Genomic DNA, 19,478 nt, shown 5'->3' with positions numbered 1-19,478 from the left:
GAAGAGGTAAGTGAGAGTTAAGCGGCGAGCTGCAGCGCGGCATCCAAGGCGCGTTGCTTGATCTGCGCGCCCTGGCCGAACCAGGCCGAGTCCATGCGGTACTCGTTGCTACGCGCGCGGCGTTCGTGGTCGACAAACTCGGTCACGGCATTGAGCAAGCCCCAGGCGGTGCCGCGTGCCGAGTCCAGCTGGCTACCGCGACCATGGCCTTCGTACAGTTCCTGGACCTTGCCCAGGGCACGCTCGTTGGGCAGTTGCTCCGGCAGAGCACCGGTCGGGCTGGTCTCGCACAGCACGTTCATAAAGAAGCCCAGCGCCTCATGCCACTGCACTCGGCGCTCGGCCAGCGCGCGCATGCGGTACATGAAGTCGTCCCATTGCGAGACGGCGATACCGAGTTGCTTCTTTACCGCCTTGGGGTCGAAGCGGGTGTTGTGCGGCACCTTGATCGCTCGGCTGGTGCCGTCCAGGGCGATGGTCAGGGTGTTGTTGCAGACCACCCGCACGGTAGTTGGCGTGGCGGTGGTGGCCAGGGTGCCGTCGCAGGAGGTCGCCAGCAGCAGATAGCCATTCACTTGGTTGTTGCCCTTGAGCGCCACGACTTGCCCGGTACGCGCCAGCGCCCAGAACTTGCGTCCGCCCTTGAGTACGCCGGCCGTTTCCAATTCATAGCCGGAGACCTCTGTGAGGTCACGATAAAATTCGAGTACCTCTCGGGGCTGCACCGTGTGGTAGCGCTGAGAGACCACCGACAGCGGCGCTTTGCTGTCGGAGCGGTAGAGCACCTTTTGCTCGGGGAAGGAGTGGATCGCGCCCAGGTGGCCGACGGCATCCGATTTGAAATGCACGGGGCTTTCCTGAATCTGCCAGTCCATACCAGCTTCGCGTTGCCAGACTTCGATAGGTTGCTTCTGAGTGAGCTGATTGCCCAGGCCATGCCACGGGGTAGCGCCAGCGTAGGCCATGGTTTCGATGAGATGTGCCATGTGAGTGATTCCTTTGAGTGCAGGCCGGCATAAAGCGCTGTGACCGGACGAATAAATGGAAGGAGAGAGGGCCAATCAGGCCGGCAGGTTGAAGCGATGACCACAGAGCAGGCAGAGGTTGTGGGCCAGGACGTGGCGGTCGAGTGATTCACCGAGCTGAGCGCCGAGTGCACAGCCACCGACACCGCCGGCCAGACCGCTGAGGATGGCACCCGATACGGAGCCGAGGGTAATGCCGACCGGTCCGGCGATAGCGCCGATGGCTGCGCCGGTCTGGCCACCAGCTAGAGCCGCGCTGACGCCACGCGCAACACCGCCCACGGTGCCGATGGTCGCGCCGACTTTCATGGCGTGATGGAAGGAAGCGACTTTTGGGGAGTGACATTTGGGGCACTGCAATGACATGGGACGAACCTCCAGGGTGGTGATGTCATTGCGGTAATGTGTGATTGAGATTTTCTCGAATCGAATGGCCGCTTTCAGCAGCGAAACCAATGGCATAACGGGCAACAGTCGGCCAAAACTGGACGTCTGATCTAGGGGGCCTTAGCCGATAGCTGTCTGTCACGAAGAGCTGCAAACAACCAATACGGGTGACTATTCCGAGCACTTGCTCCTTCTTGTGGCTAGGTAGGTACTGCATTTTTTGAGGCTGTGAGGTGGCGACGCTGCTGGCGGGCGCGTCACTTCCTTACGTTTATTTCATTGCGGCTCATAGCGAGTACTCGGCCTAGCCACCCTCTTGCCGTTCGGCACCTGAGGTATTACCTTCCAATGGGGTTGGGCGTGGCATAAAGCCTCCATCGTAAGGACTTTAGCGAATTCGCGGATTCTGCAGGGAGGAGGGGGATAAGATTATCGTCGTGCCAAGCCAGTGGTGCTCCATGTAGTGTGCGACTGTCTTTACGTTTTACTGCAACCCACTAGGCACAACCCAATCTTGGCCGGTGGTATTGCCATGGCCCCCAAAAAGCCTGAGTGCAAAACACTCATGGGCAGTCCTAAACATGATGTTAACGGCGCTATTAAACAGCCTATCAATGGATGGAGATGCTGGATTGCTTGATTTTCTTTCACGCCTGCTGAGCGTGCTTGAGCCTTCTCCTTCAGAACGTAATTCTCGGTCGGAGCGCTCGAGTCGGACGGCTACGGCCTCTCGTCCAGCGAGAGAAACGAGTGCGCCGATGGGTCGAGAAAATTGCGGAAGGATTGTCGCAGGCAGCGTGGTAAAAATTTTGCCAAAATCTGTGCTCGTAAAGTATCAGGACACATCTGTCTTGATTCCTCAGCATGAATTGTTGAGCACAAACGCCAAGGTCGAAAACCCAGTAAGCCTATTTAGCGTGGGCGACCACCTGGAGTTCGTATTAACCAGCCTTGATGAAAAGGGCTGGAAGGGGAGTGTCCATGCGCTAGCTGAGGCTCGGCTACGCAATGCTTTGAGCAATCTGCAACCAGGCACTATCGTGAAGGCGCAGGTAGAGCGTTTTGATGATCGAGGCGCCTGGCTGATGGCCGGGCAACTGCGCCTCTGGGTACCATTGGCCGAGATCAGTTGGAGCTGGATTGATCATCCTTCTGAAGCTCTGAATATCGCTCAAGAGCACAACGTGCAGATCAGCAATCTTCTGCTTGAGGAGAATTGGCTCACTGACAAACGTGCCCGCAAGGGGCGTGTTACCGCAAGCATCAAGGCTTGCTCGCTGCGACCAGAGTCACCGTGCATCTCGTTGTATTTTAAAGCGATGGAATTTCAGGTGCGCACATTTGCCCGGGTGCCCCGACGTTGTGATGCCGTAGGGCTTTTTGTCCTTGAAGCACTGGGTCAACAATTGAACGTCAATGAAATTGCCGAGCTGACTGGCTTGCCGTTGATTTCAGTCCAAGACATCGTTGAGTTGCTTGTCGAGGAAGACCTGGTAGAGGGACAAATCATCAGGCGCTCGGGCGAACGATTGTTGGCAGGCGTGGCCACCTCAAAACTGCTCAATGACGCTGGCGTCGGTGGATTGTTTGCAAGCGCAGCACCTGCCGATCAGCAAATTCACCCAAATCATGCAGTGGCTCAAACATACCCTCGCCATCTTCCAGCGCCCGTATTCAGCCATAAACAGCAGAAGCGCTTCATGCGTTTAAGGGGCAGCGAACTGCCGGATAATTTGCTGATGCGCGCTCAAATCAGCGAGGCGCAAGGCGAGCAACTGACTGCCATGCTCCGAAATCCCCACGTTCGCGTGTTCTTGTCTCAAACCCCAAACTGGAGAGCCCTGGAACTTGATGTGCCGTTGCATTGGGTGCTTGCAGGCCTGTGGAAAAACTTTCAACCAGTTGGAAAACCACCGTTCAGGCCTGCGCCCAGAGAGAAAGGGTGCGACGCGTTGCTTATGGTTCGTTATCTGGAAGCAGGGCAACCACTCTTCTGGGAGCCCGCAACCCGCACCGTATGGGCGCCACGGAATGGTCGCATCAAAGCCCAAGAGGCTGACGTGTGTGAGGAGGACTTCACTCAACACATGTCTCCTGACATCGCCCAGCGTGTGGCAAAGGCAGGCACTGGTACATGGTGTTGGGTACAGCTTTGAAATGGAAAAATTATGAGCACTCAGATACCAAGGCATGCGTTCTACTTTACAAAGACCTTCATCTCCGCCGCCAGCCGACATGGCATTAAAGAGGGCCTGAAAAAAGCCTCGGCCGGTGCCAATCCGGTTTTGATGAGCATCGAAGCAGCATCCGCAGTATTGGGAGCTATCGACTCTTACTTGAAATTGCGCCAAGCCCGTGCGCACCGAGACGGTCTAAAAGCTTTGATTCCCCAAGAAGAAAAGCGTCTCGAGCTTGAGCGTGCAGCGCTGGCCCAAGACATTGACCTGGCTCGAAAAGAAATGGAACAAGCAGCAAAAGTTCGCCAGGTGGTGGGACGGATGACGCTTCAATGCGTGCAACTGACACGTCATTGTTTGGATGAGTTGTCGTTGATAAGGAGCAGCGATTTGCCAGATGCTCGGTCATTTGACTCGGCGTTTGAGCGTTTGATGGAAGCAGACCAAGGGCTGCGCCGCAGTGTGGAATATTTCAATACCAGTGTTAATTGAACGGAGTCTTAGCCATGTCCAATGAGCGATTCAAACTGCCGGCCAGCCTCGCCAAACCCAGCGCGGTCAGCAAGTCGAGCGATGCCCTTGACCTTGCCAAGGAAAAAACATTGCAGGAGCAAATCAAGCGTGAAACCGCGTTTAGTGGAGATCGCGCCCAAGTGCTGACTGAAGGCATTGGGCTGCTTCGCGACCTGGTTGGTGTGCTGCAATCAGCTGTCGAATTGAAAAAAACGTCTACTGAGTGGAAGCAACGCGTCAAGTTAGCTGAAAAAGAAGTGCAGAAAGCTCAGGCAGACCTCGAAAAAGTCAAAGCACAAACGGCGCCTGAGCTCCAGCGATTGAACCAGGTCGACAGTGTCCTCACGCCGGTTCTGAAAGCCTTCGAGAAACTCGAAGAGGTCATGGATCCTTCGTTGATCGACGACGACCATCAACGGCAGATTCGGGCAAGCATTGAGGTCATGGTCGGTCGTATGGTCGACTTGGTCCAGCCAGGGAAACGCTAATTAATGTTCATGCTATTGCTGGCGGGCATCACCTTAACCTCCACAGCCATAGGGTAGGCTCATCGATAACTATGTGACACCGGCAGTCAGGTTTAGCTTATGAGTTGCATTGATCGGCTGATTCACAGCCGAAACCAATCGCCCTAAATTGACCGCTTCTGGCCTTTTGTAGCCTGTTGCGACCGGTTACTTTGGGGCAGTTTGATGGTCAGCGTATCAAAACGACTTTTCTGTCCCGATTCTCCTGGATAGCTGACACCGATAGATTGCCCGTCGCTGATTCCTGGATGTGCTCACTCCACCAGGCCATCATTGGGCGTCTCCGTTCGATGTAGTCCGCACGGTTGTAGGCGCTGCGAACCTCGTCCTTATCGACGTGGGCAAGTGCTACCTCGATTAATTCGGGATCCCAGCCATGCTCGTTGAGGATGGTGCTGGCCATCGAGCGCATGCCGTGGCTGACCAGACGCCCCTCGAAGCCCATTCGCTTCAGCGCCATGTTGGCAGTCTGGCTGTTGCAGTGGGTGCGGGGGTTCCGGTCTGCGGGGAACACATACTCCCGATGTCCGCTGTAGGGTTTGATCGCTTCCAGGAGCGCGAGAGCCTGCTCTGTAAGCGGGACAATGTGCGTGCGGCGCTTCTTCATACGCTCCGCAGGGATCGTCCAGATCTTCTTCTCGATGTCGATATCTGCCCAGCAGGTGGTTGCTGCCTCGACTGGCCGGGTCATGGTGTGGAGCTGCCATTCGATTAGGCAGCGGGTTGTTCTTTTGATGCTGGCATTGGCAATTGCCACCATGAGCTCTTTCAGCTCATCGGGGGGCAGTGCCGCCATATTTTTCGTTTTCGGTTTCTTGAAGACGGAGCGGATACCGCTGAGCGGGTTCGCGTGGATCAGTCCCGAGTTGACCCCGTAGGTCATGATTTCGTTGAGCCTCTGCGTCAGCCGCTTCACGGTTTCAAGGCTGCCCTTGGTTTCGAGTGGCCGGAGCAGGTTGATGACTTGCGGTGCGCTGATGGCTGAGATCGGTGTGGAGCCCAAATCCGGGAATACGTGCAACGTTAGTGAGCGCCAGATGTCCTCAGCGTAGGCCGGCGTCACAGCATCTTTCTTCAGCTCATACCAGGACGTCGCCACATTCTGGAATGTGTGCTCAGTCGCAGCTTGTTTAGCTTGCAGCACAGCATCCCGTTTCTCTTTAGGGTCGATGCCGTGGGCAAGTGCTTCCCTCGCTTCAACGGAACCCTTGCGTGCTTGCGCTAACGAGACTTCAGGGAAGGTTCCTAGTCCCATGTTGATCCGCTTCTTCGTCACAGGGTGTCGATAGTTGAAGTTCCACAGCTTAGAGCCATTGCTTCTCACTCGCATTTGAAGTCCGCCGCCATCAAATAGGACGTAGTCCTTTTCAGCAGGCTTGGCAGATTTGACTTTGAGTTCAGAGAGGCGGGTAGCTTGTGCGCACATTGGCATTCCAGACTTGATTATGGCATTCCAAAAATTAGCACCTACGGGCTTGGAATGCCATTTGGAATGCCAAAAGGTGTAGCTGCTCATGGACGTCCGTGGACGCCGATGGCGTAGAAAGCCGCGTACTTACTGGCTTTCAGGCAAAAAAAAAGACGTCCGTGGACGTCTTTAGATGTAAATTTGGTGGAGCCGGGGGGATTTGAACCCCCGTCCGCCAGTACTCCGCTGTCGGTACTACATGCTTAGCCGTGTCTACTGATTTAATCCGCAGCCGCCCGACGGGCAGGGTGCTTTGGATGAGTTGGGTAAGTTTTAGTCGCTTCGCCCCCAACGTGCTGCACGACGATCCTGTTCTGTATGACAATCATTTCGGGTTTACAGGCATCCCCTGATGATTGCTGGAGCCGAAGCTACCAGGAGAGCGGGCTCAGCTGCTTACGCAGCGAGAGCGTAGCCCTCGTAGTTTTCGTCATTGGCAACTATAGAAAGTTGCAACAGTGGATTTACGAGTTCTGTTACCAACTCGGCATGCACCTAGAGTTTCGCTACCGGCGTCGAATCCTAATCGGCCCCACACTCAGCTCTAGCTGACCGTACCTTTCGGCACGTAGGACGGAGTATACGCCCTTGAGCGGGCGGCGTCGACTGTCGCCGCCCTGCGCAGGGCTCAGGCACCGCTGCCGCTGGCACCACCGCCGCCTTTTTCGGTTTTTTCCAGGCGTTCTAGCACCTTGCTGGTGATGGCGATGCATTCCTTGGTATCGCCCGAGGCCTGGGCGGCCTTGGCTTTGTCGACGTGTTCGGTGACGGCTTTGTCCATGCCTTCGGAGGTGGCGCCGGCGGTGGCCATGGCGTCGTCGATCTTCTGCAGGTTGAGGGCGCACAGGTCATCGGCGGCGAATACGGGCGAGGCCAGCAGGGTGGCGGCCGCGAACAGGGCGGATAGCGCAGTACCTTTCATGGGTGTCTCCTCGTGAGGCCTCGGGAAGGTGGGCCTGTTGGGTGGACTGCCGGGGATTGGTGAGGGTTCAATCGGGTTGGGGGCGAGGGCTTTGCCCTCGCATCGCCGGCAAGCCGGCTCCCACAGGGGCCGGCGTTGGCTGTGGGGTCAGTGACCCATGCCGATTTCCATGTCGTCGATCAGGGCCTTGGCCATGGCGCTGAGGATGCGGGCGGTGCCGCCGGCGATCAGGTCGCCTTCCATTTCGGCTTCGCAGGTGAGGTGGCGGATGCAGCCTAGCAATACCGAGAGTTCGCTGAAGGCATGCTGGAAGGGGATGCCGGGCTGGATGCGGTAAAGCTCCAGGCAGGTGGTGGTGCCTGAGGTGGTCCAGTGGTTGGTGGGCTCGGTCATGGCTGCGCTCCTGTTTCGTGGCGGATCAGGGGGTAGAGCAACTGGTTGAGGTAGATGCAGGTGTTCAGCAGGGTATGGCGCTGTTCTTCGCTGTTGGTGTCGAAGTACATGTCGAGGACTTCGCGCAGGCAGGCCATCAGGGAGGTGGCTTCGGCGCGGGCGGCTTCGGGGGTGAGGTCGGGGGAGATGGACAGGTAAGGGAAGAAACGGGGTGGGTCGGGGACGATCTTTTTCATGGTTAACACTTCCGCGTAGTTCATGGAAGCTGCCGTCCATGCCTTTCTCACGGGACGAGGGGTGGCAGCCGTACACGGGGTGAGAAACCGACGCGGAAGTGAACCTCGGCCAGACCGAAGTCTGCCCGGGCACGGCTGCCATAACAGAGTTGCCGTAGACTTTTCGCGTCGGGTTCTCACACCCGGTCACCAAATGTGGCGACTGGGTGAAGTTAGCCCTGAGGGATTTCCCCGACAACGCAGCAACTTCCGGCAGGTGCGTAGGATAGTTCCCAAGCCTTTTGGGCAGAAGCATTTGGTTGCAGGTTCGGAAATGTCTTACGGGGTGAGTGGTATGCCCTTGGTGCTCCTGGCTGGCTACCGCGTGAGGGCAAACAGGTGCCAGGCTGGTGATTGCATCAGGGCATACAGGTGCCTGCCACAGCTCTTGTGGCGCCTATGAGATCGAGCGCCGCCCGCGCGGCGCATCGCTGGCAAGCCAGCTCCCACATTTGTTTCGGGCCAATTATGCCTGTGAAGGTACCGCTGCCCGCCTTGGTGCATGTCTTGAGTCAGGCGAGGCGCCAGTGGTGCCCACCTCAATATCGAGTCGAACCAACAAGGCGTACAGCGATGAAACAACAGAAGTAACTGGCCCGAAACAGATGTGGGAGCTGGCTTGCCAGCGATGCGCCGTGCGGGCGGCGCTCGATCTCATAGGCGCTGCAAGAGCTGTGGCGAGCACCTGCATGCCTTGATGCAACCTACAGCCAGGCACCTGCATGCCCTGACGCAATCCCCACCAACAATCAGACCGCCCGCGCCCGTGTCACCCGATCCACCAGATACACCAACCCGTGATAGTCGATCCCACTATGGCTCGACAGCCCAATTTCACAGGTGCGGCTGGTAGAAATCCCTTCACTGCAATACTGCACCGCATCCTTGAGCGTACGCAGCGAGTGGGCATTGAGCTCGGGCGTGGTGAATCCCTTGTCGCCAGCAAACCCACAGCAGTGAATACCTTCAGGAATAACCACATTCTTGCTGCAGCGCCGCGCCAAATCGATCAGCGCCTGGCTCTCGCCCAAATGCTGGGTGCTACAGGTCACATGCACGGCCACCGGTTCGTCCTGGGGCGTGAACTCCAGCTTGTTGACCAGATGGGTACGGATAAACCGCACCGGGTCATAAAGGTCCAGCCGTGTTTCACCCAGGTCCTGCACCAGGCGCAGGGTACAGGGGCTGGTGTCGCAGTAGATCGGGTCGAGGCCGCCGCGGCTGGCGTGCAGCAGGGCGGTGATCAGCTCCTGGCGTTTGTGCTCGGCCTGCTCGGGGTAGCCCTTGGAGGCGAACGGCTGGCCGCAGCACAGGCTGTCGGCGTTGTCGGGGAACACCACCTGGTAACCGGCCTTTTCCAGCAGGGCGCGGGTCTTGTCCAGCAGCGAGCTTTGTTCGCGGTCGGCATAGGCGGGGCCCATCACGCGGGAGACGCAGGCGGCCAGGTAGACCACGCGGGGGCGGGCATCGTTGCTCGGTGCGTTGAGCGCGATGGCGCGCAGGGGCTGCGGCATGGCCGGGGTCCACTGCGGCAGGCGGCCTTTGCTGGCTTTGCTCAGGCTGGCGCTGAGGCGGGCCATGCGTGGCGCGCCCAGCAGCTTGCGGGCGCCGTTGGCGGCGGCCAGGGTCAGGCGGGCGCCGCGCAGGGTGGTGTGGAAGTGCTCGGCCAGCCAGTCGGCGGCCTTGACGTGCTCGGCAGCCTGGCCGCGCAGCTTCTTCACCAGGTCGCCGGTGTTGATGCCCACCGGGCAGCGCTGGGCGCACAGGCCAGTGGCGGCGCAAGTGTCGATGCCCTGGTACTGGTAAGTGTGCAGCAGCTCGCGGGTGTCGACGCCGGCGCGCTTCTTCGCCTGGATGTCGCGCCACATGACGATGCGCTGGCGGGGGCTGAGGGTGAGGCCTTTGGACGGGCACACCGGTTCGCAGAAACCGCACTCGATGCACTTGTCGACGATCTCGTCGGCGGCCGGCAGCGGCTTGAGGTTCTTCAAGTGGATGTCCGGGTCTTCGCTCAGCACCACGTCGGGGTTGAGGATGCCGTTGGGGTCGAGCAGGCGCTTGAGCTGCCACATCAGCTGGTAAGCGTCCTTGCCCCATTCCAGCTCGACGAAGGGCGCCATGTTGCGCCCGGTGCCGTGCTCGGCCTTGAGCGAGCCGCCGAACTCCACCGCCACCAGTTGCGCCACGTCGTCCATGAAGGCCTGGTAGCGGGCCACTTCCTCGGCGCTGTTGAAGCCCTGGGTGAAGACGAAGTGCAGGTTGCCTTCCAGGGCGTGGCCGAAAATGATCGCCTCGTCGTAGCGGTGCTTGTCGAACAGCTGGATCAGGCGGTTGACGCCCTCGGCCAGTTGCTCGATGGGGAAGGTGACGTCTTCGATGATCACGGTGGTGCCGGTCTGGCGCACGGCGCCGACGGCGGGGAAGGTGTCCTTGCGGATCTTCCACAGCTGGTTGTACACCGCTGGGTTTTCGCTGAAATCGACCTTCTGTTCCAGTGGGTAGTCGGCAATCGACGCCATCACCTGTTGCAGTTGCTCGTGCAGCAGGCTCTGGCTGGCGGCCCGGCACTCGATCAGCAGGGCGCAGGCGTTGGCCGAGAGGTCCTTTACCCACGCCGGCATGCCCGGCATCTCCTGCACCGAACGCAGGCTGCGGCGGTCGAGCAGTTCGACGGCGGACACCGGCTGGCGCTTGAGCACGGTCACGGCGCGGCAGCAGCTTTCCACGGTGGGGAACACCAGCAGGGCGCTGGCCTTGTGCGGGTGGTCGGGCACGGTGTCGTAGGTGACGGCGCTGATGAAGCCGAGGGTGCCTTCGGAACCGACCAGCAGGTGCTGGAGGATATCCAGTGGCTGGTCGTAGTCCACCAGTGCGTTGAGCGACAGACCGGTCGTGTTTTTCAGCCGGTACTTGTGCCGGATGCGGTCGGCCAGTTCGGTGTTGGCGCGGGTCTCGCGGGCCAGGCGGGCGAGTTCGTCGAGCAGGCTGGCGTGGCTCTGTTCGAAGGCGGCGACGCTGGCCGGGTCTTCGCTGTCCAGGCGGGTGCCGTCGGCCAGCACCAGGCGCAGGCCGGCCAGGGTGTGGTAGGTGTTCTGCGCGGTGCCGCAGCACATGCCGCTGGCGTTATTGGCGACGATGCCGCCGATCTTGCAGGCGTTGATCGAGGCTGGGTCGGGGCCGATCTTGCGCCCGTAAGGGGCCAGCCAGGCGTTGGCCTGGGCGCCGATGACGCCGGGTTGCAGGCGGATCTGCTCGCCTTGGCCGCGAATCTCGCGGCCGTTCCAGCTGTCGCCGAGCACGATCAGCACCGAGTCGCTGATGGCCTGGCCAGACAGGCTGGTACCGGCAGCGCGGAAGGTGACCGGCACGCGCTCGCGCTGGGCCAGCTGAAGCAGGCCGACCACTTCGTCTTCGGACTCCACGCGCACCACCAGCTTGGGGATCAGCCGGTAGAAGCTGGCGTCGGTGCCGAAGGCCAGGGTCGAGGTGGGGTCGTCGAAGCGGCGTTCGGCGGGGATCAGGCGCTCGGCATCACGCAGGAACGCGGCGGGCAGGCTCATGCAGTCTCCTCGCGGGGCCGCGGCGTCTGGCGCGCGGCGTGCCCCGGGTTTTCAGGCGGTAGCGGGCGCTCAGGCGCCCAGTTCGCGGACCAGCGAGTCGCGGGTGATCTCGCTGATGGACTTGGCGCCGGTCAGCACCATGGCCACGCGCATTTCCTTCTCGAACAGCTCCAGCAGGTTCTTCACCCCGGCCTCGCCGTGGGTAGCCAGGGCATAGAGGAAGGCGCGGCCGATCAGCACGGTGTCGGCGCCCAGGGCGATCATGCGCACCACGTCGAGGCCGCTGCGGATGCCGGAGTCGGCGAGGATCTTGATATCGCCCTTCACCGCGTCGGCGATGGCCGGCAGGGCGCGGGCGCTGGACAGCACGCCGTCGAGCTGGCGGCCGCCGTGGTTGGAGACGACGATGCCGTCGGCGCCGAACTTGACTGCGTCGCGGGCGTCATCGGCGTCGAGGATGCCCTTGATGATCATCGGGCCGTCCCAGAATTCGCGGATCCACTCCAGGTCTTTCCAGGAGATGGACGGGTCGAAGTTGTTACCCAGCCAGCCGATGTAGTCGGCAAGGCCGGTGGGGTTGCCACGGTAGGCGGAGATGTTGCCCAGGTCGTGGGGGCGGCCCATCACGCCGACGTCCCACGCCCATTGCGGGTGGGTCATGGCTTGCAGCACACGGCGCAGCGGGCCGTTGGCGCCGCTCATGCCGGAGTGGGCGTCGCGGTAGCGGGCGCCGGGCACGGGCATGTCGACGGTGAACACCAGGGTTTGCACGCCGGCGGCCTTGGCGCGCTCCAGGGCGTTGCGCATGAAGCCGCGGTCCTTGAGCACGTACAGCTGGAACCACATGGGCCGGTTGATGGCCGGGGCCACTTCTTCGATCGGGCACACCGACACGGTGGACATGGTGAAGGGGATGCCGTGGGCGGCGGCGGCGCGGGCGGCCTGCACTTCGCCGCGGCGGGCGTACATGCCGGTGAGGCCGACGGGGGCCAGGGCCACGGGCATGCTCAGGGTTTCGTTGAACAGCTTGGTCTCGAGGCTGAGCTCGGACATGTTGTTCAGCACGCGCTGGCGCAGGGCGATGCTGGCCAGGTCCGAGACGTTGTGGCGCAGCGTGTGTTCGGCGTAGGCGCCGCCATCGGCGTAGTGGAACAGGAAGGGGGGCAGCTTGCGTTGGGCCGCGGCGCGATAGTCGGTGGAGGCGGAAATGATCATGGATTCTCGCAGCGTGGGTTGAAGGAGATGCCGGGCGCAGCGGCGCGCCCGGCCCCTTTCACTTTAGTGATGAACCAGCATGCCGGTCAGCCAGTAGGCCTGGACCAGGGTGATCAGGCCGACGATGGTGGCGAAGAACAGGCTGTGCTTGACGGTGAAGCGGAACAGGTCGGATTCCTTGCCCACAAGGCCAGTGGCGGCGCAGGCCACGGCGATCGACTGCGGCGAGATCATCTTGCCGGTCACGCCGCCGCTGGTGTTGGCGGCTACCAACAGGGTGTCGTTGACGCCGATCTGGTGCGCGGTGGTGGCCTGCAGCGAGCTGAACAGGGCGTTGGACGAGGTGTCGGAGCCGGTCAGGAACACGCCCAGCCAGCCGAGGAACGGCGAGAAGAACGGGAACGCGGCGCCGGTGCCGGCCAGTACCAGGGCCATGGTCGAAGACATGCCCGAGTAGTTGGTGACGAAGGCGAAGGCCAGCACCATGCCGATGGACAGGATCGGCCAGCGCAGCTCCCAGAAGGTCTCTTTGAAAGTGGTCAGACCAGTTTTGAAGTTGATCTTCAGCACGGCCATGGAGATCAGCGCGGAGAGGAAGATCGCGGTGCCGGTGGCGGAGATCGGGTCGAGCTTGAATACCGCGGGCATGGCGGTGGGCGCGGCGACGATCGGCGCGGTCTTGATCACCAGTTGGTCGAGGTGCGGGATGGCGAAGTTGAACACGAAGTTGTACATCGCGCCGCCCGGGGCGAACGCCGCCTTGAATGGTTTGAGGGTCCAGATGGTCACCAGCACGGTGAGGATCAGGAACGGCGACCAGGCCTTGAAGATCTCGCCGAAGCTGTATGGGCTCGGCTGGCTGCCGCTCGACTGCACCACGGCGGCGCCGACGCTGCCCTTGGCTTCGCTGAACGAGCGCTTGGGCTGCCAGACCTTGAGGAACAGGGTCAGGGCGATCAGGCTGGCCAGGGCCGAGGTGATGTCGGGCAGCTCTGGGCCGATGAAGTTGGAGGTGAAGTACTGGGTGACGGCGAAGCTCAGGCCGGCTACCAGGGCGGCAGGCCAGGTTTCCTTCACGCCGCGCAGGCCGTCCATCATGAACACCAGCCAGAACGGCACGAACAGCGACAGCAGCGGCAGCTGGCGGCCGGTCATGGCGCCGATGTGGAAGGCGTCGATGCCGGTCACTTGGCCGGCGACGATGATCGGGATGCCGAGGGCGCCGAAGGCCACCGGGGCGGTGTTGGCGATCAGGCACAGGCCGGCGGCGTACAGCGGGTTGAAGCCCAGGCCCACCAGCAGCGCGGCAGTGATGGCCACGGGGGCGCCGAAGCCGGCGGCGCCTTCGAGGAAGGCACCGAAGCAGAAGCCGATCAGCAGCACTTGCAGGCGCTGGTCGTCGGTGATCGACAGCACCGAGCTGCGGATCACTTCGAACTGGCCGCTCTTGACCGTGAGTTTGTAGAGGAACACCGCGGCAACGATGATCCAGGCAATCGGCCAGAGGCCGTAGAGGAAGCCATAACCCGCGGCGGCGAAGGCCATGTCGACAGGCATCTGGAAGGCGAAGATCGCCACCAGGATCGACAGCGCGAGGGTGATGCTGCCGGCGACGTGGCCTTTGAGGCGGAACACGGCGAGGGCAAGGAAGAAGAATACGATAGGGATGACCGCCGCCAGTGCGGACAGACCAAGACTACCAAGCGGGCTATAGAGTTGTTGCCAGGTTTGCATATGGGGTGGCCCCTAATTTTTGTTGGTAAGGCACTGGCATTGGATAATTGGTAAGACCAATTTACAATGGCTGGTCGCTAGGTTAAAAGCGCCATTGCGGGTGTGTCAATTTGTCCCGTGCAAAACTTTGGTCGGATGCCGATGAGCGGGCGCCTGATGGGTGGCTAAAATCGCCGGCTGATGGTGTCGGCACAGGCCGGATAGGCGCAGAATAGGCGCCCCCGGGATCCGCACGCCGGGGTTTGTGGAGAGCATGTAGATGGTTTTTGATCAGGTCCGCCAACGGCGCCTGTCCGACGACATCGTCGATCGGTTGGAAGGGATGATTCTGGAAGGCACGCTGACTTCGGGGCAGCGGCTGCCGGCCGAGCGCGCGCTGGCCGAGCAGTTCGGCGTGTCCCGCCCGTCGTTGCGCGAGGCGATCCAGAAGCTTGTGGCCAAGGGGTTGCTGGTCAGTCGCCAGGGCGGTGGCAACTATGTGGCCGAGTCGCTGGGTTCGACCTTCAGCGACCCTTTGCTGAAGCTGCTCGAAGGCAGCCCCGAGGCGCAGCGTGACCTGTTGGAGTTCCGCCACACGTTGGAGGCTTCATGCGCTTATTACGCGGCGCAGCGTGCCACGGGGCCTGATCGTGAGCGGCTGAAGGTGGCATTCGATGCCTTGCAGGATTGCTATAACCGGGTCGGTGAAGTCGATCGGGCAGAGGAGGGTGCGGCCGATGCGCGGTTCCACCTGGCGATCGCCGAGGCCAGCCACAATGCTGTGTTGCTGCATACCATCCGTGGGCTGTTCGACCTGCTCAAACGCAACGTGGTGACCAATATCGGCGGCATGTACCAGCAGCGCAGCGAGACGCGCGACATGTTGATCAGCCAGCACCGTGAGCTGTACGAGGCGATTGTCGAGGGGCGTGCCGAGGATGCGCGGGAGGTTTCCAGCCGGCACATTCTGTATGTGCAGGAGGTGCTGGAAGAGGCGCAGGAAGAGGCCCAGCGGGTGGCGCGGGCGGAGCGGCGCAGCGGGCGGTAGGCCGGTGTGATGGCATTCGCGGGTAAACCCGCTCCCACAGGTATGGCGCCGAATCTGAATTCAGCGCCATACCTGTGGGAGCGGGTTTACCCGCGAAGCAGGCACCGCGGTCGAAAGGCGGATTACTCTTCCTTGCCCTTGTTGCGCATGGTGCGCTGCAGCTCGCGGTTGGAATCGCGTTCGCGCACGGTGTCGCGCTTGTCGAATTCCTTCTTGCCCTTGCCGAGTGCGATCTCGCACTTGATCAGGTGCTTGCTCCAGTACAGCGACATCGCCACGCAGGTATAGCCCTTCTGCGCCACGGCCGCTTCGAGGCGCTCAAGCTCGCGCTTGTTCAGCAGCAGCTTGCGCGTGCGGATAGGGTCGGCGATGACGTGGGTGCTGGCGGTGGTCAGCGGGGTGATGTGGCTGCCGAACAGCCAGGCTTCGCCATCCTTGAGCAGCACGTAGCTGTCGGTCAGGTGCGCCTTGCCGGCCCGCAGGCTCTTTACTTCCCAACCGGACAGGACCAGCCCGGCCTCGAACTTGTGTTCGATGAAGTAATCGTGTCGCGCCTTTTTGTTTTGCGCGATGGTCCCGGTCGGATGTTTCTTTTGCTTAGCCATAGGGGCGGCATTATAGGGAGTCGCCGCGTCCTCGGCTATGGGGTTTAGGTGCGCTTGAGCCTGTTGTGTGAATCCCGGACAATACTGCCCTTGCTCTGATCAACAGAATCGTATTCGAGGCGCTATGTAGCGCTGCCGTCCCGTTTGGAAGTGACGCCTGGATGACTACCCATATTCAACGCTCCGCCCTGCTGCCTTACCCTGCCCAGGCGCTCTACGACCTGGTCAACGATGTGGCCAGCTACCCGGCGTTTTTGCCTTGGTGCTCGGCCTCGACGGTGATCGAGAGCAGCGACACGCACATGCGCGCCAGGCTGGAGGTGGCCAAGGGTGGCATCAGCCAGCACTTCGTCACGCGCAATGTGCTGGTGCCGGGGCAGTCGATCGAAATGAACCTTGAAGAGGGGCCGTTCTCCCAGCTGCATGGCTTGTGGGTGTTCAAGCCGCTGGGCGAGAAGGCCTGCAAGATCAGCCTCGATCTGTCGTTCGACTATGCCGGCGCGTTGGTGCGCGCAACCTTGGGGCCGCTGTTCAATCAGGCTGCCAATACCATGGTCGATGCGTTCTGCGAGCGTGCCAAGCAGCTGAATGCCTGAGGCGTTGGCTGTCACTGAAGCTTGCCAGGCAGTCGCCCAATAAAAAGCCCGGACAATGTCCGGGCTTTTTCGTTGTCGCCTGCGGTTATTGCGGCGAGGTGTCCAGCGGTGCTGGCGTCGGGACCGGGGTGGTCTCGATGGTGTCGATCTCTTTTTGCAGCGTCTCTTCCAACGAGCCTGGCTTGGCCGGTTTTTCCGGTTGCTGGCTTGGCTGGTGCGCCGGGCTGACCGTGGTATCGCCGCTGCCGCCGAGGATTTCCTGGTCGCGGCTGACGCCTGGCATGAAGTCGCCGGCCAGGCTGACCAGTTGGTCGCTTTCGTTGAAGAAAATGCTCATGCGCTCTTGCTGGCGCTGACCGCCACCAGGCTGCAGGCTGTACAGGTAGTCCCACCGATTGGTGTGGAAGGGGTCCTGGATCAGCGGATTGCCCATGATAAACCTTACTTGCCGGCGGGTCATTCCCGGGCGTAATTGGTCTATCATGTCCTGCGTGACGACATTGCCCTGCTGGATGTCGATTTTGTAAACCCCGGGAAACGAGCAACCGGCGAGTGCGAGCAGTCCCACTAGGGTGAGGCTGGTTAGCAAGAGCTTGGTGTTTTGCATCGGTGGGCGACTTCCACTATCTTGGCTGGACAACGTAAACCCCGATCATACCCGTATTAAGAGAAGCTGCGAAGCAGCATCGGCGAGAAAGCTGACCATGGTTGAAAATAGCGAATTGCGCAAAGCGGGCCTCAAGGTAACCCTGCCTCGAGTCAAGATTCTTCAGATGCTCGACTCCGCCGAGCAGCGTCACATGAGTGCGGAGGATGTCTACAAGGCACTGATGGAAGCTGGCGAAGATGTCGGCCTGGCGACCGTGTACCGCGTGCTGACTCAGTTCGAAGCGGCTGGCCTGGTGGAGCGTCACAACTTCGATGGCGGCCATGCTGTGTTCGAACTGGCGGATGGCAAGCACCACGACCACATGGTCAACGTGGACAGCGGTGAAGTCATTGAATTCTTCGATGCCGAAATCGAGAAGCGCCAGAAAGAGATCGTTGCCGAGCACGGCTTCGAGCTGGTGGACCACAACCTGGTCCTCTATGTGCGTAAAAAGAAGTAACGATTTAGCTCGTTACTGACGACAAAGGCGACCTTCGGGTCGCCTTTGTGCTTTCTAAAAAGTGGTTGAGGGGACGTGGGAGCGGGCTTGCCCCGCGATGACGTCAACTCGGCACTGTATGTTGTTCTTGCTGGCGCTATCGCGGGGCAAGCCCGCTCCCACGGTTCGCGCGGCCTCAAGTTTTGCTGGTTACCACCATCTTGCGTGCATGGGCCAACGATTCTTTGGTCAGGTCGATGCCGCCGAGCATCCGCGCCACTTCCTCGACCCGCTCGCGCTTGGCCAGGCTGGCCACGGCGGTGTGGGTGGTGTCGCTGTTGCGCACCTTGTGCACGAACAGGTGGTGATGCCCCTGCGCCGCTACCTGCGGCAGGTGGGTCACGGTCAGTACCTGGCCGCGCTCGCCCAGGCGGCGCAGCAACTGGCCGACGATCTCGGCGGTGGGGCCGCCGATGCCGACGTCCACTTCGTCGAACACCAGCGTGGGGATGCGCGAGGTCTGTGCGGTGATCACCTGGATTGCCAGGCTGATACGCGACAGCTCACCGCCCGAGGCTACCTTGGCCAAGGCCTTGAGCGGCTGCCCCGGGTTGGCGCTGACCAGCAGCTCGATCTGCTCCAGCCCGTGGGGTGAGAGGTCGCCATTGTCGAAGGGGGTAAGCGCGATGCAGAAGCGCCCGCCCGGCATGCCCAGGCGTTGGATTTCCTGCTCTACGGCGGTGGCCAGCTGTTTGGCGGCTTGTTCGCGCAGGGCGCTCAGTTCGCGGGCCCGTTCTTTATAGTGCTGGGCAAAGGCTGCCAGCTCTTCGCCCAGGCGTTCGATCGATTCATCGCTGGCGTTCAGGCCTTCGATCTCTTCCATCAGGCGCTGCTGCAGCTGCGGCAGCTCGGTGGGGTGCACGCGGTGCTTGCGGGCGAGGGTATAGATAGTGTCGAGCCGCTCTTCGAGTGCCTGCAGGCGTAGCGGGTCGGCATCGAAGTTGTCGAGGAAGCGGTTCAGTTCACCGACGGCTTCTTCCACCTGGATTTGTGCGCTGGCGATCAGGTTGACCGCCTCGCCCAGGGCCCTGGGGGCATTGCTGACCGCCGTGAGGCGGTTGAGGCTGACGGTCAGGGCGCTGAGTACGTTGCCCGAGTCGCTTTCGCTGCACTGGTCGATAACTTGGCGGCAGATGCCGAACAGCGCCTCGGCGTTGGTCAGGTTCTTGTGTTCCTGCTCCAGCAGCTCCAGCTCGTTTTCGCCGAGCCCGAGGTTGTCCAGTTCTTCGAGCTGGTAGCTCAGCAGTTGGTGGCGTGCGCGCTGCTCGTCGCCGGAGTTGCTCAGGCGCTCGAGCTCCTGGCGGGTCTGGTTCCAGCGCTTGGCTGCAAGCTGTACCTGGCGAGCCAGGTCGATGGCGCCGGCATACTCGTCCACCAGGCGGCGGTGGGTGTCGGTTTTGAGCAGGGACTGATGCTCGTGCTGGCTGTGGATGTCGATCAGCAGCTCGCCCAGGGCCTTGAGGTCGCCGAGCGGGCAGGGCGTGCCATTGATGTAGCCGCGGCTGCGGCCTTCGGCGGTGATCACCCGGCGCAGGATGCAGGGGCCGTCGCTTTCGAGGTCGCGTTCGGCGAGCCAGCCATGGGCCTCGGGGATGTCCACCAGGTCGAAGGTGGCGAGGATGTCCGCCTTGTCTGCGCCTGGGCGTACCACGCCGCTGTCGGCCCGATCGCCCAGCGCCAGGCCGAGGGCGTCGAGCATGATCGACTTGCCGGCCCCGGTTTCGCCGGTGATGACGGACATGCCGCGGGCGAGTTCGAGGTCGAGGTGTTCGACGATGGCGTAGTTGTGAATGGACAGGTGCACCAGCATGTGGGCGGCTCCCGAAGGTGTGGTCTGGATATTTATACAGTGCTTTTTGCTGGTCTGACAATGCCCGGCTGATGAATGTGGATTTCCCGCGCAGCC

18 protein-coding genes and 1 other RNA gene are annotated in these 19,478 nt (G+C 61.3%); 6 read left to right on the top strand and 13 right to left on the bottom strand.

Translation table 11 applies throughout. The features are described from left to right. Positions 1-17 precede the first annotated feature (17 nt). The gene (locus tag ACQ4N9_RS05990) at positions 18-986 is read right to left on the bottom strand and encodes a DUF932 domain-containing protein (RefSeq protein ID WP_430932395.1); all 969 of its coding nucleotides are present in this window, start codon (positions 984-986) and stop codon (positions 18-20) included. Positions 987-1,061: 75 nt separating this feature from the next. Further along, positions 1,062-1,334, bottom strand: a complete 273-nt coding sequence (locus ACQ4N9_RS05985; protein ID WP_430932422.1) for a hypothetical protein — start codon at positions 1,332-1,334, stop codon at positions 1,062-1,064. Between the two features lie 836 nt (positions 1,335-2,170). Between ACQ4N9_RS05985 and ACQ4N9_RS05980 the strand changes: the two genes are divergently transcribed. The 3 genes from ACQ4N9_RS05980 to ACQ4N9_RS05970 are packed head-to-tail and all read left to right on the top strand — an operon-like array spanning position 2,171 to position 4,590. Beyond that, complete coding sequence (locus ACQ4N9_RS05980; RefSeq protein ID WP_430932393.1) at positions 2,171-3,568, top strand: hypothetical protein; 1,398 nt, start codon at positions 2,171-2,173, stop codon at positions 3,566-3,568. A gap of 12 nt (positions 3,569-3,580) precedes the next feature. After that, positions 3,581-4,081 carry a hypothetical protein gene (locus ACQ4N9_RS05975; RefSeq protein WP_152989702.1) on the top strand — a complete coding sequence of 167 codons (501 nt, stop codon included), beginning with the start codon at positions 3,581-3,583 and terminating at the stop codon, positions 4,079-4,081. Positions 4,082-4,095: 14 nt separating this feature from the next. After that, positions 4,096-4,590, top strand: coding sequence for a hypothetical protein (locus tag ACQ4N9_RS05970; RefSeq protein ID WP_430932390.1), 495 nt, complete (start codon positions 4,096-4,098; stop codon positions 4,588-4,590). 208 nt (positions 4,591-4,798) lie between these two features. On the opposite strand, the gene ACQ4N9_RS05965 is transcribed toward ACQ4N9_RS05970, so the two are convergent. From ACQ4N9_RS05965 to ACQ4N9_RS05930, 8 genes are all read right to left on the bottom strand, one after another. After that, on the bottom strand, positions 4,799-6,055 hold the full coding sequence (locus ACQ4N9_RS05965) for an integrase domain-containing protein (RefSeq protein ID WP_430932420.1): 1,257 nt from the start codon (positions 6,053-6,055) through the stop codon (positions 4,799-4,801). A 184-nt stretch (positions 6,056-6,239) separates the two neighbouring features. Next, positions 6,240-6,631, bottom strand: a transfer-messenger RNA (tmRNA) gene (gene ssrA / locus ACQ4N9_RS05960). Between the two features lie 94 nt (positions 6,632-6,725). Next, on the bottom strand, positions 6,726-7,019 hold the full coding sequence (locus ACQ4N9_RS05955; RefSeq protein ID WP_125462523.1) for a hypothetical protein: 294 nt from the start codon (positions 7,017-7,019) through the stop codon (positions 6,726-6,728). A 147-nt stretch (positions 7,020-7,166) separates the two neighbouring features. Beyond that, positions 7,167-7,412, bottom strand: a complete 246-nt coding sequence (locus ACQ4N9_RS05950; RefSeq protein WP_258705681.1) for a DUF3077 domain-containing protein — start codon at positions 7,410-7,412, stop codon at positions 7,167-7,169. After that, a complete protein-coding gene (locus ACQ4N9_RS05945; protein ID WP_125857381.1) occupies positions 7,409-7,648 on the bottom strand; it encodes a hypothetical protein in 240 nt (79 codons plus the stop codon). The genes ACQ4N9_RS05950 and ACQ4N9_RS05945 overlap by 4 nt, the downstream gene beginning before the upstream one ends. A gap of 788 nt (positions 7,649-8,436) precedes the next feature. Further along, a complete protein-coding gene (locus ACQ4N9_RS05940; protein WP_390966782.1) occupies positions 8,437-11,247 on the bottom strand; it encodes an FAD-binding and (Fe-S)-binding domain-containing protein in 2,811 nt (936 codons plus the stop codon). A gap of 69 nt (positions 11,248-11,316) precedes the next feature. After that, on the bottom strand, positions 11,317-12,462 hold the full coding sequence (gene lldD, locus ACQ4N9_RS05935; RefSeq protein ID WP_390966784.1) for an FMN-dependent L-lactate dehydrogenase LldD: 1,146 nt from the start codon (positions 12,460-12,462) through the stop codon (positions 11,317-11,319). A gap of 63 nt (positions 12,463-12,525) precedes the next feature. Beyond that, positions 12,526-14,196 carry a lactate permease LctP family transporter gene (locus ACQ4N9_RS05930; RefSeq protein WP_110995191.1) on the bottom strand — a complete coding sequence of 557 codons (1,671 nt, stop codon included), beginning with the start codon at positions 14,194-14,196 and terminating at the stop codon, positions 12,526-12,528. A gap of 259 nt (positions 14,197-14,455) precedes the next feature. Between ACQ4N9_RS05930 and ACQ4N9_RS05925 the strand changes: the two genes are divergently transcribed. Further along, entirely contained in the window at positions 14,456-15,223 is a 768-nt protein-coding gene (locus ACQ4N9_RS05925) for an FCD domain-containing protein (protein ID WP_125462528.1), read from the top strand. Between the two features lie 122 nt (positions 15,224-15,345). Here the strand turns inward: ACQ4N9_RS05925 and smpB are convergent, their stop codons facing one another. Next, a complete protein-coding gene (gene smpB / locus ACQ4N9_RS05920) occupies positions 15,346-15,828 on the bottom strand; it encodes an SsrA-binding protein SmpB (RefSeq protein WP_011532120.1) in 483 nt (160 codons plus the stop codon). Between the two features lie 161 nt (positions 15,829-15,989). On the opposite strand from smpB, the gene ACQ4N9_RS05915 reads away from it, so the two are divergent. Then, complete coding sequence (locus tag ACQ4N9_RS05915) at positions 15,990-16,424, top strand: type II toxin-antitoxin system RatA family toxin (RefSeq protein ID WP_110995193.1); 435 nt, start codon at positions 15,990-15,992, stop codon at positions 16,422-16,424. 85 nt (positions 16,425-16,509) lie between these two features. Here ACQ4N9_RS05915 and ACQ4N9_RS05910 read toward each other — a convergent pair whose 3' ends face one another. Further along, complete coding sequence (locus tag ACQ4N9_RS05910) at positions 16,510-17,031, bottom strand: outer membrane protein assembly factor BamE (protein ID WP_110995194.1); 522 nt, start codon at positions 17,029-17,031, stop codon at positions 16,510-16,512. A 97-nt stretch (positions 17,032-17,128) separates the two neighbouring features. Between ACQ4N9_RS05910 and fur the strand changes: the two genes are divergently transcribed. Then, entirely contained in the window at positions 17,129-17,533 is a 405-nt protein-coding gene (fur, locus tag ACQ4N9_RS05905) for a ferric iron uptake transcriptional regulator (protein WP_028691268.1), read from the top strand. A gap of 175 nt (positions 17,534-17,708) precedes the next feature. Here fur and recN read toward each other — a convergent pair whose 3' ends face one another. After that, entirely contained in the window at positions 17,709-19,382 is a 1,674-nt protein-coding gene (recN, locus tag ACQ4N9_RS05900) for a DNA repair protein RecN (RefSeq protein ID WP_110995195.1), read from the bottom strand. Positions 19,383-19,478 lie beyond the last annotated feature (96 nt).

The organism is Pseudomonas sp. ES1 (assembly GCF_050586605.1).
Taxonomy (GTDB): domain Bacteria; phylum Pseudomonadota; class Gammaproteobacteria; order Pseudomonadales; family Pseudomonadaceae; genus Aquipseudomonas; species Aquipseudomonas sichuanensis.
The sequence above is the reverse complement of the archived record's forward strand: the minus strand, read 5'-3'. Positions and strand labels throughout refer to the sequence as shown.

What these genes read in the sequence shown, in the direction of transcription:
- ACQ4N9_RS05990 (WP_430932395.1), bottom strand. Translation starts at nt 986, where the DNA reads ATGGCACATCTCATCGAAACCATGGCCTACGCTGGCGCTACCCCGTGG.
- ACQ4N9_RS05965 (WP_430932420.1), bottom strand. Translation starts at nt 6,055, where the DNA reads ATGTGCGCACAAGCTACCCGCCTCTCTGAACTCAAAGTCAAATCTGCC.
- ACQ4N9_RS05930 (WP_110995191.1), bottom strand. Translation starts at nt 14,196, where the DNA reads ATGCAAACCTGGCAACAACTCTATAGCCCGCTTGGTAGTCTTGGTCTG.
- fur (WP_028691268.1), top strand. Translation starts at nt 17,129, where the DNA reads ATGGTTGAAAATAGCGAATTGCGCAAAGCGGGCCTCAAGGTAACCCTG.
- ACQ4N9_RS05955 (WP_125462523.1), bottom strand. Translation starts at nt 7,019, where the DNA reads ATGAAAGGTACTGCGCTATCCGCCCTGTTCGCGGCCGCCACCCTGCTG.
- ACQ4N9_RS05970 (WP_430932390.1), top strand. Translation starts at nt 4,096, where the DNA reads ATGTCCAATGAGCGATTCAAACTGCCGGCCAGCCTCGCCAAACCCAGC.
- ACQ4N9_RS05950 (WP_258705681.1), bottom strand. Translation starts at nt 7,412, where the DNA reads ATGACCGAGCCCACCAACCACTGGACCACCTCAGGCACCACCACCTGC.
- lldD (WP_390966784.1), bottom strand. Translation starts at nt 12,462, where the DNA reads ATGATCATTTCCGCCTCCACCGACTATCGCGCCGCGGCCCAACGCAAG.
- ACQ4N9_RS05985 (WP_430932422.1), bottom strand. Translation starts at nt 1,334, where the DNA reads ATGAAAGTCGGCGCGACCATCGGCACCGTGGGCGGTGTTGCGCGTGGC.
- ACQ4N9_RS05945 (WP_125857381.1), bottom strand. Translation starts at nt 7,648, where the DNA reads ATGAAAAAGATCGTCCCCGACCCACCCCGTTTCTTCCCTTACCTGTCC.
- ACQ4N9_RS05915 (WP_110995193.1), top strand. Translation starts at nt 15,990, where the DNA reads ATGACTACCCATATTCAACGCTCCGCCCTGCTGCCTTACCCTGCCCAG.
- recN (WP_110995195.1), bottom strand. Translation starts at nt 19,382, where the DNA reads ATGCTGGTGCACCTGTCCATTCACAACTACGCCATCGTCGAACACCTC.
- ACQ4N9_RS05925 (WP_125462528.1), top strand. Translation starts at nt 14,456, where the DNA reads ATGGTTTTTGATCAGGTCCGCCAACGGCGCCTGTCCGACGACATCGTC.
- ACQ4N9_RS05940 (WP_390966782.1), bottom strand. Translation starts at nt 11,247, where the DNA reads ATGAGCCTGCCCGCCGCGTTCCTGCGTGATGCCGAGCGCCTGATCCCC.
- smpB (WP_011532120.1), bottom strand. Translation starts at nt 15,828, where the DNA reads ATGGCTAAGCAAAAGAAACATCCGACCGGGACCATCGCGCAAAACAAA.
- ACQ4N9_RS05980 (WP_430932393.1), top strand. Translation starts at nt 2,171, where the DNA reads ATGGGTCGAGAAAATTGCGGAAGGATTGTCGCAGGCAGCGTGGTAAAA.
- ACQ4N9_RS05975 (WP_152989702.1), top strand. Translation starts at nt 3,581, where the DNA reads ATGAGCACTCAGATACCAAGGCATGCGTTCTACTTTACAAAGACCTTC.
- ACQ4N9_RS05910 (WP_110995194.1), bottom strand. Translation starts at nt 17,031, where the DNA reads ATGCAAAACACCAAGCTCTTGCTAACCAGCCTCACCCTAGTGGGACTG.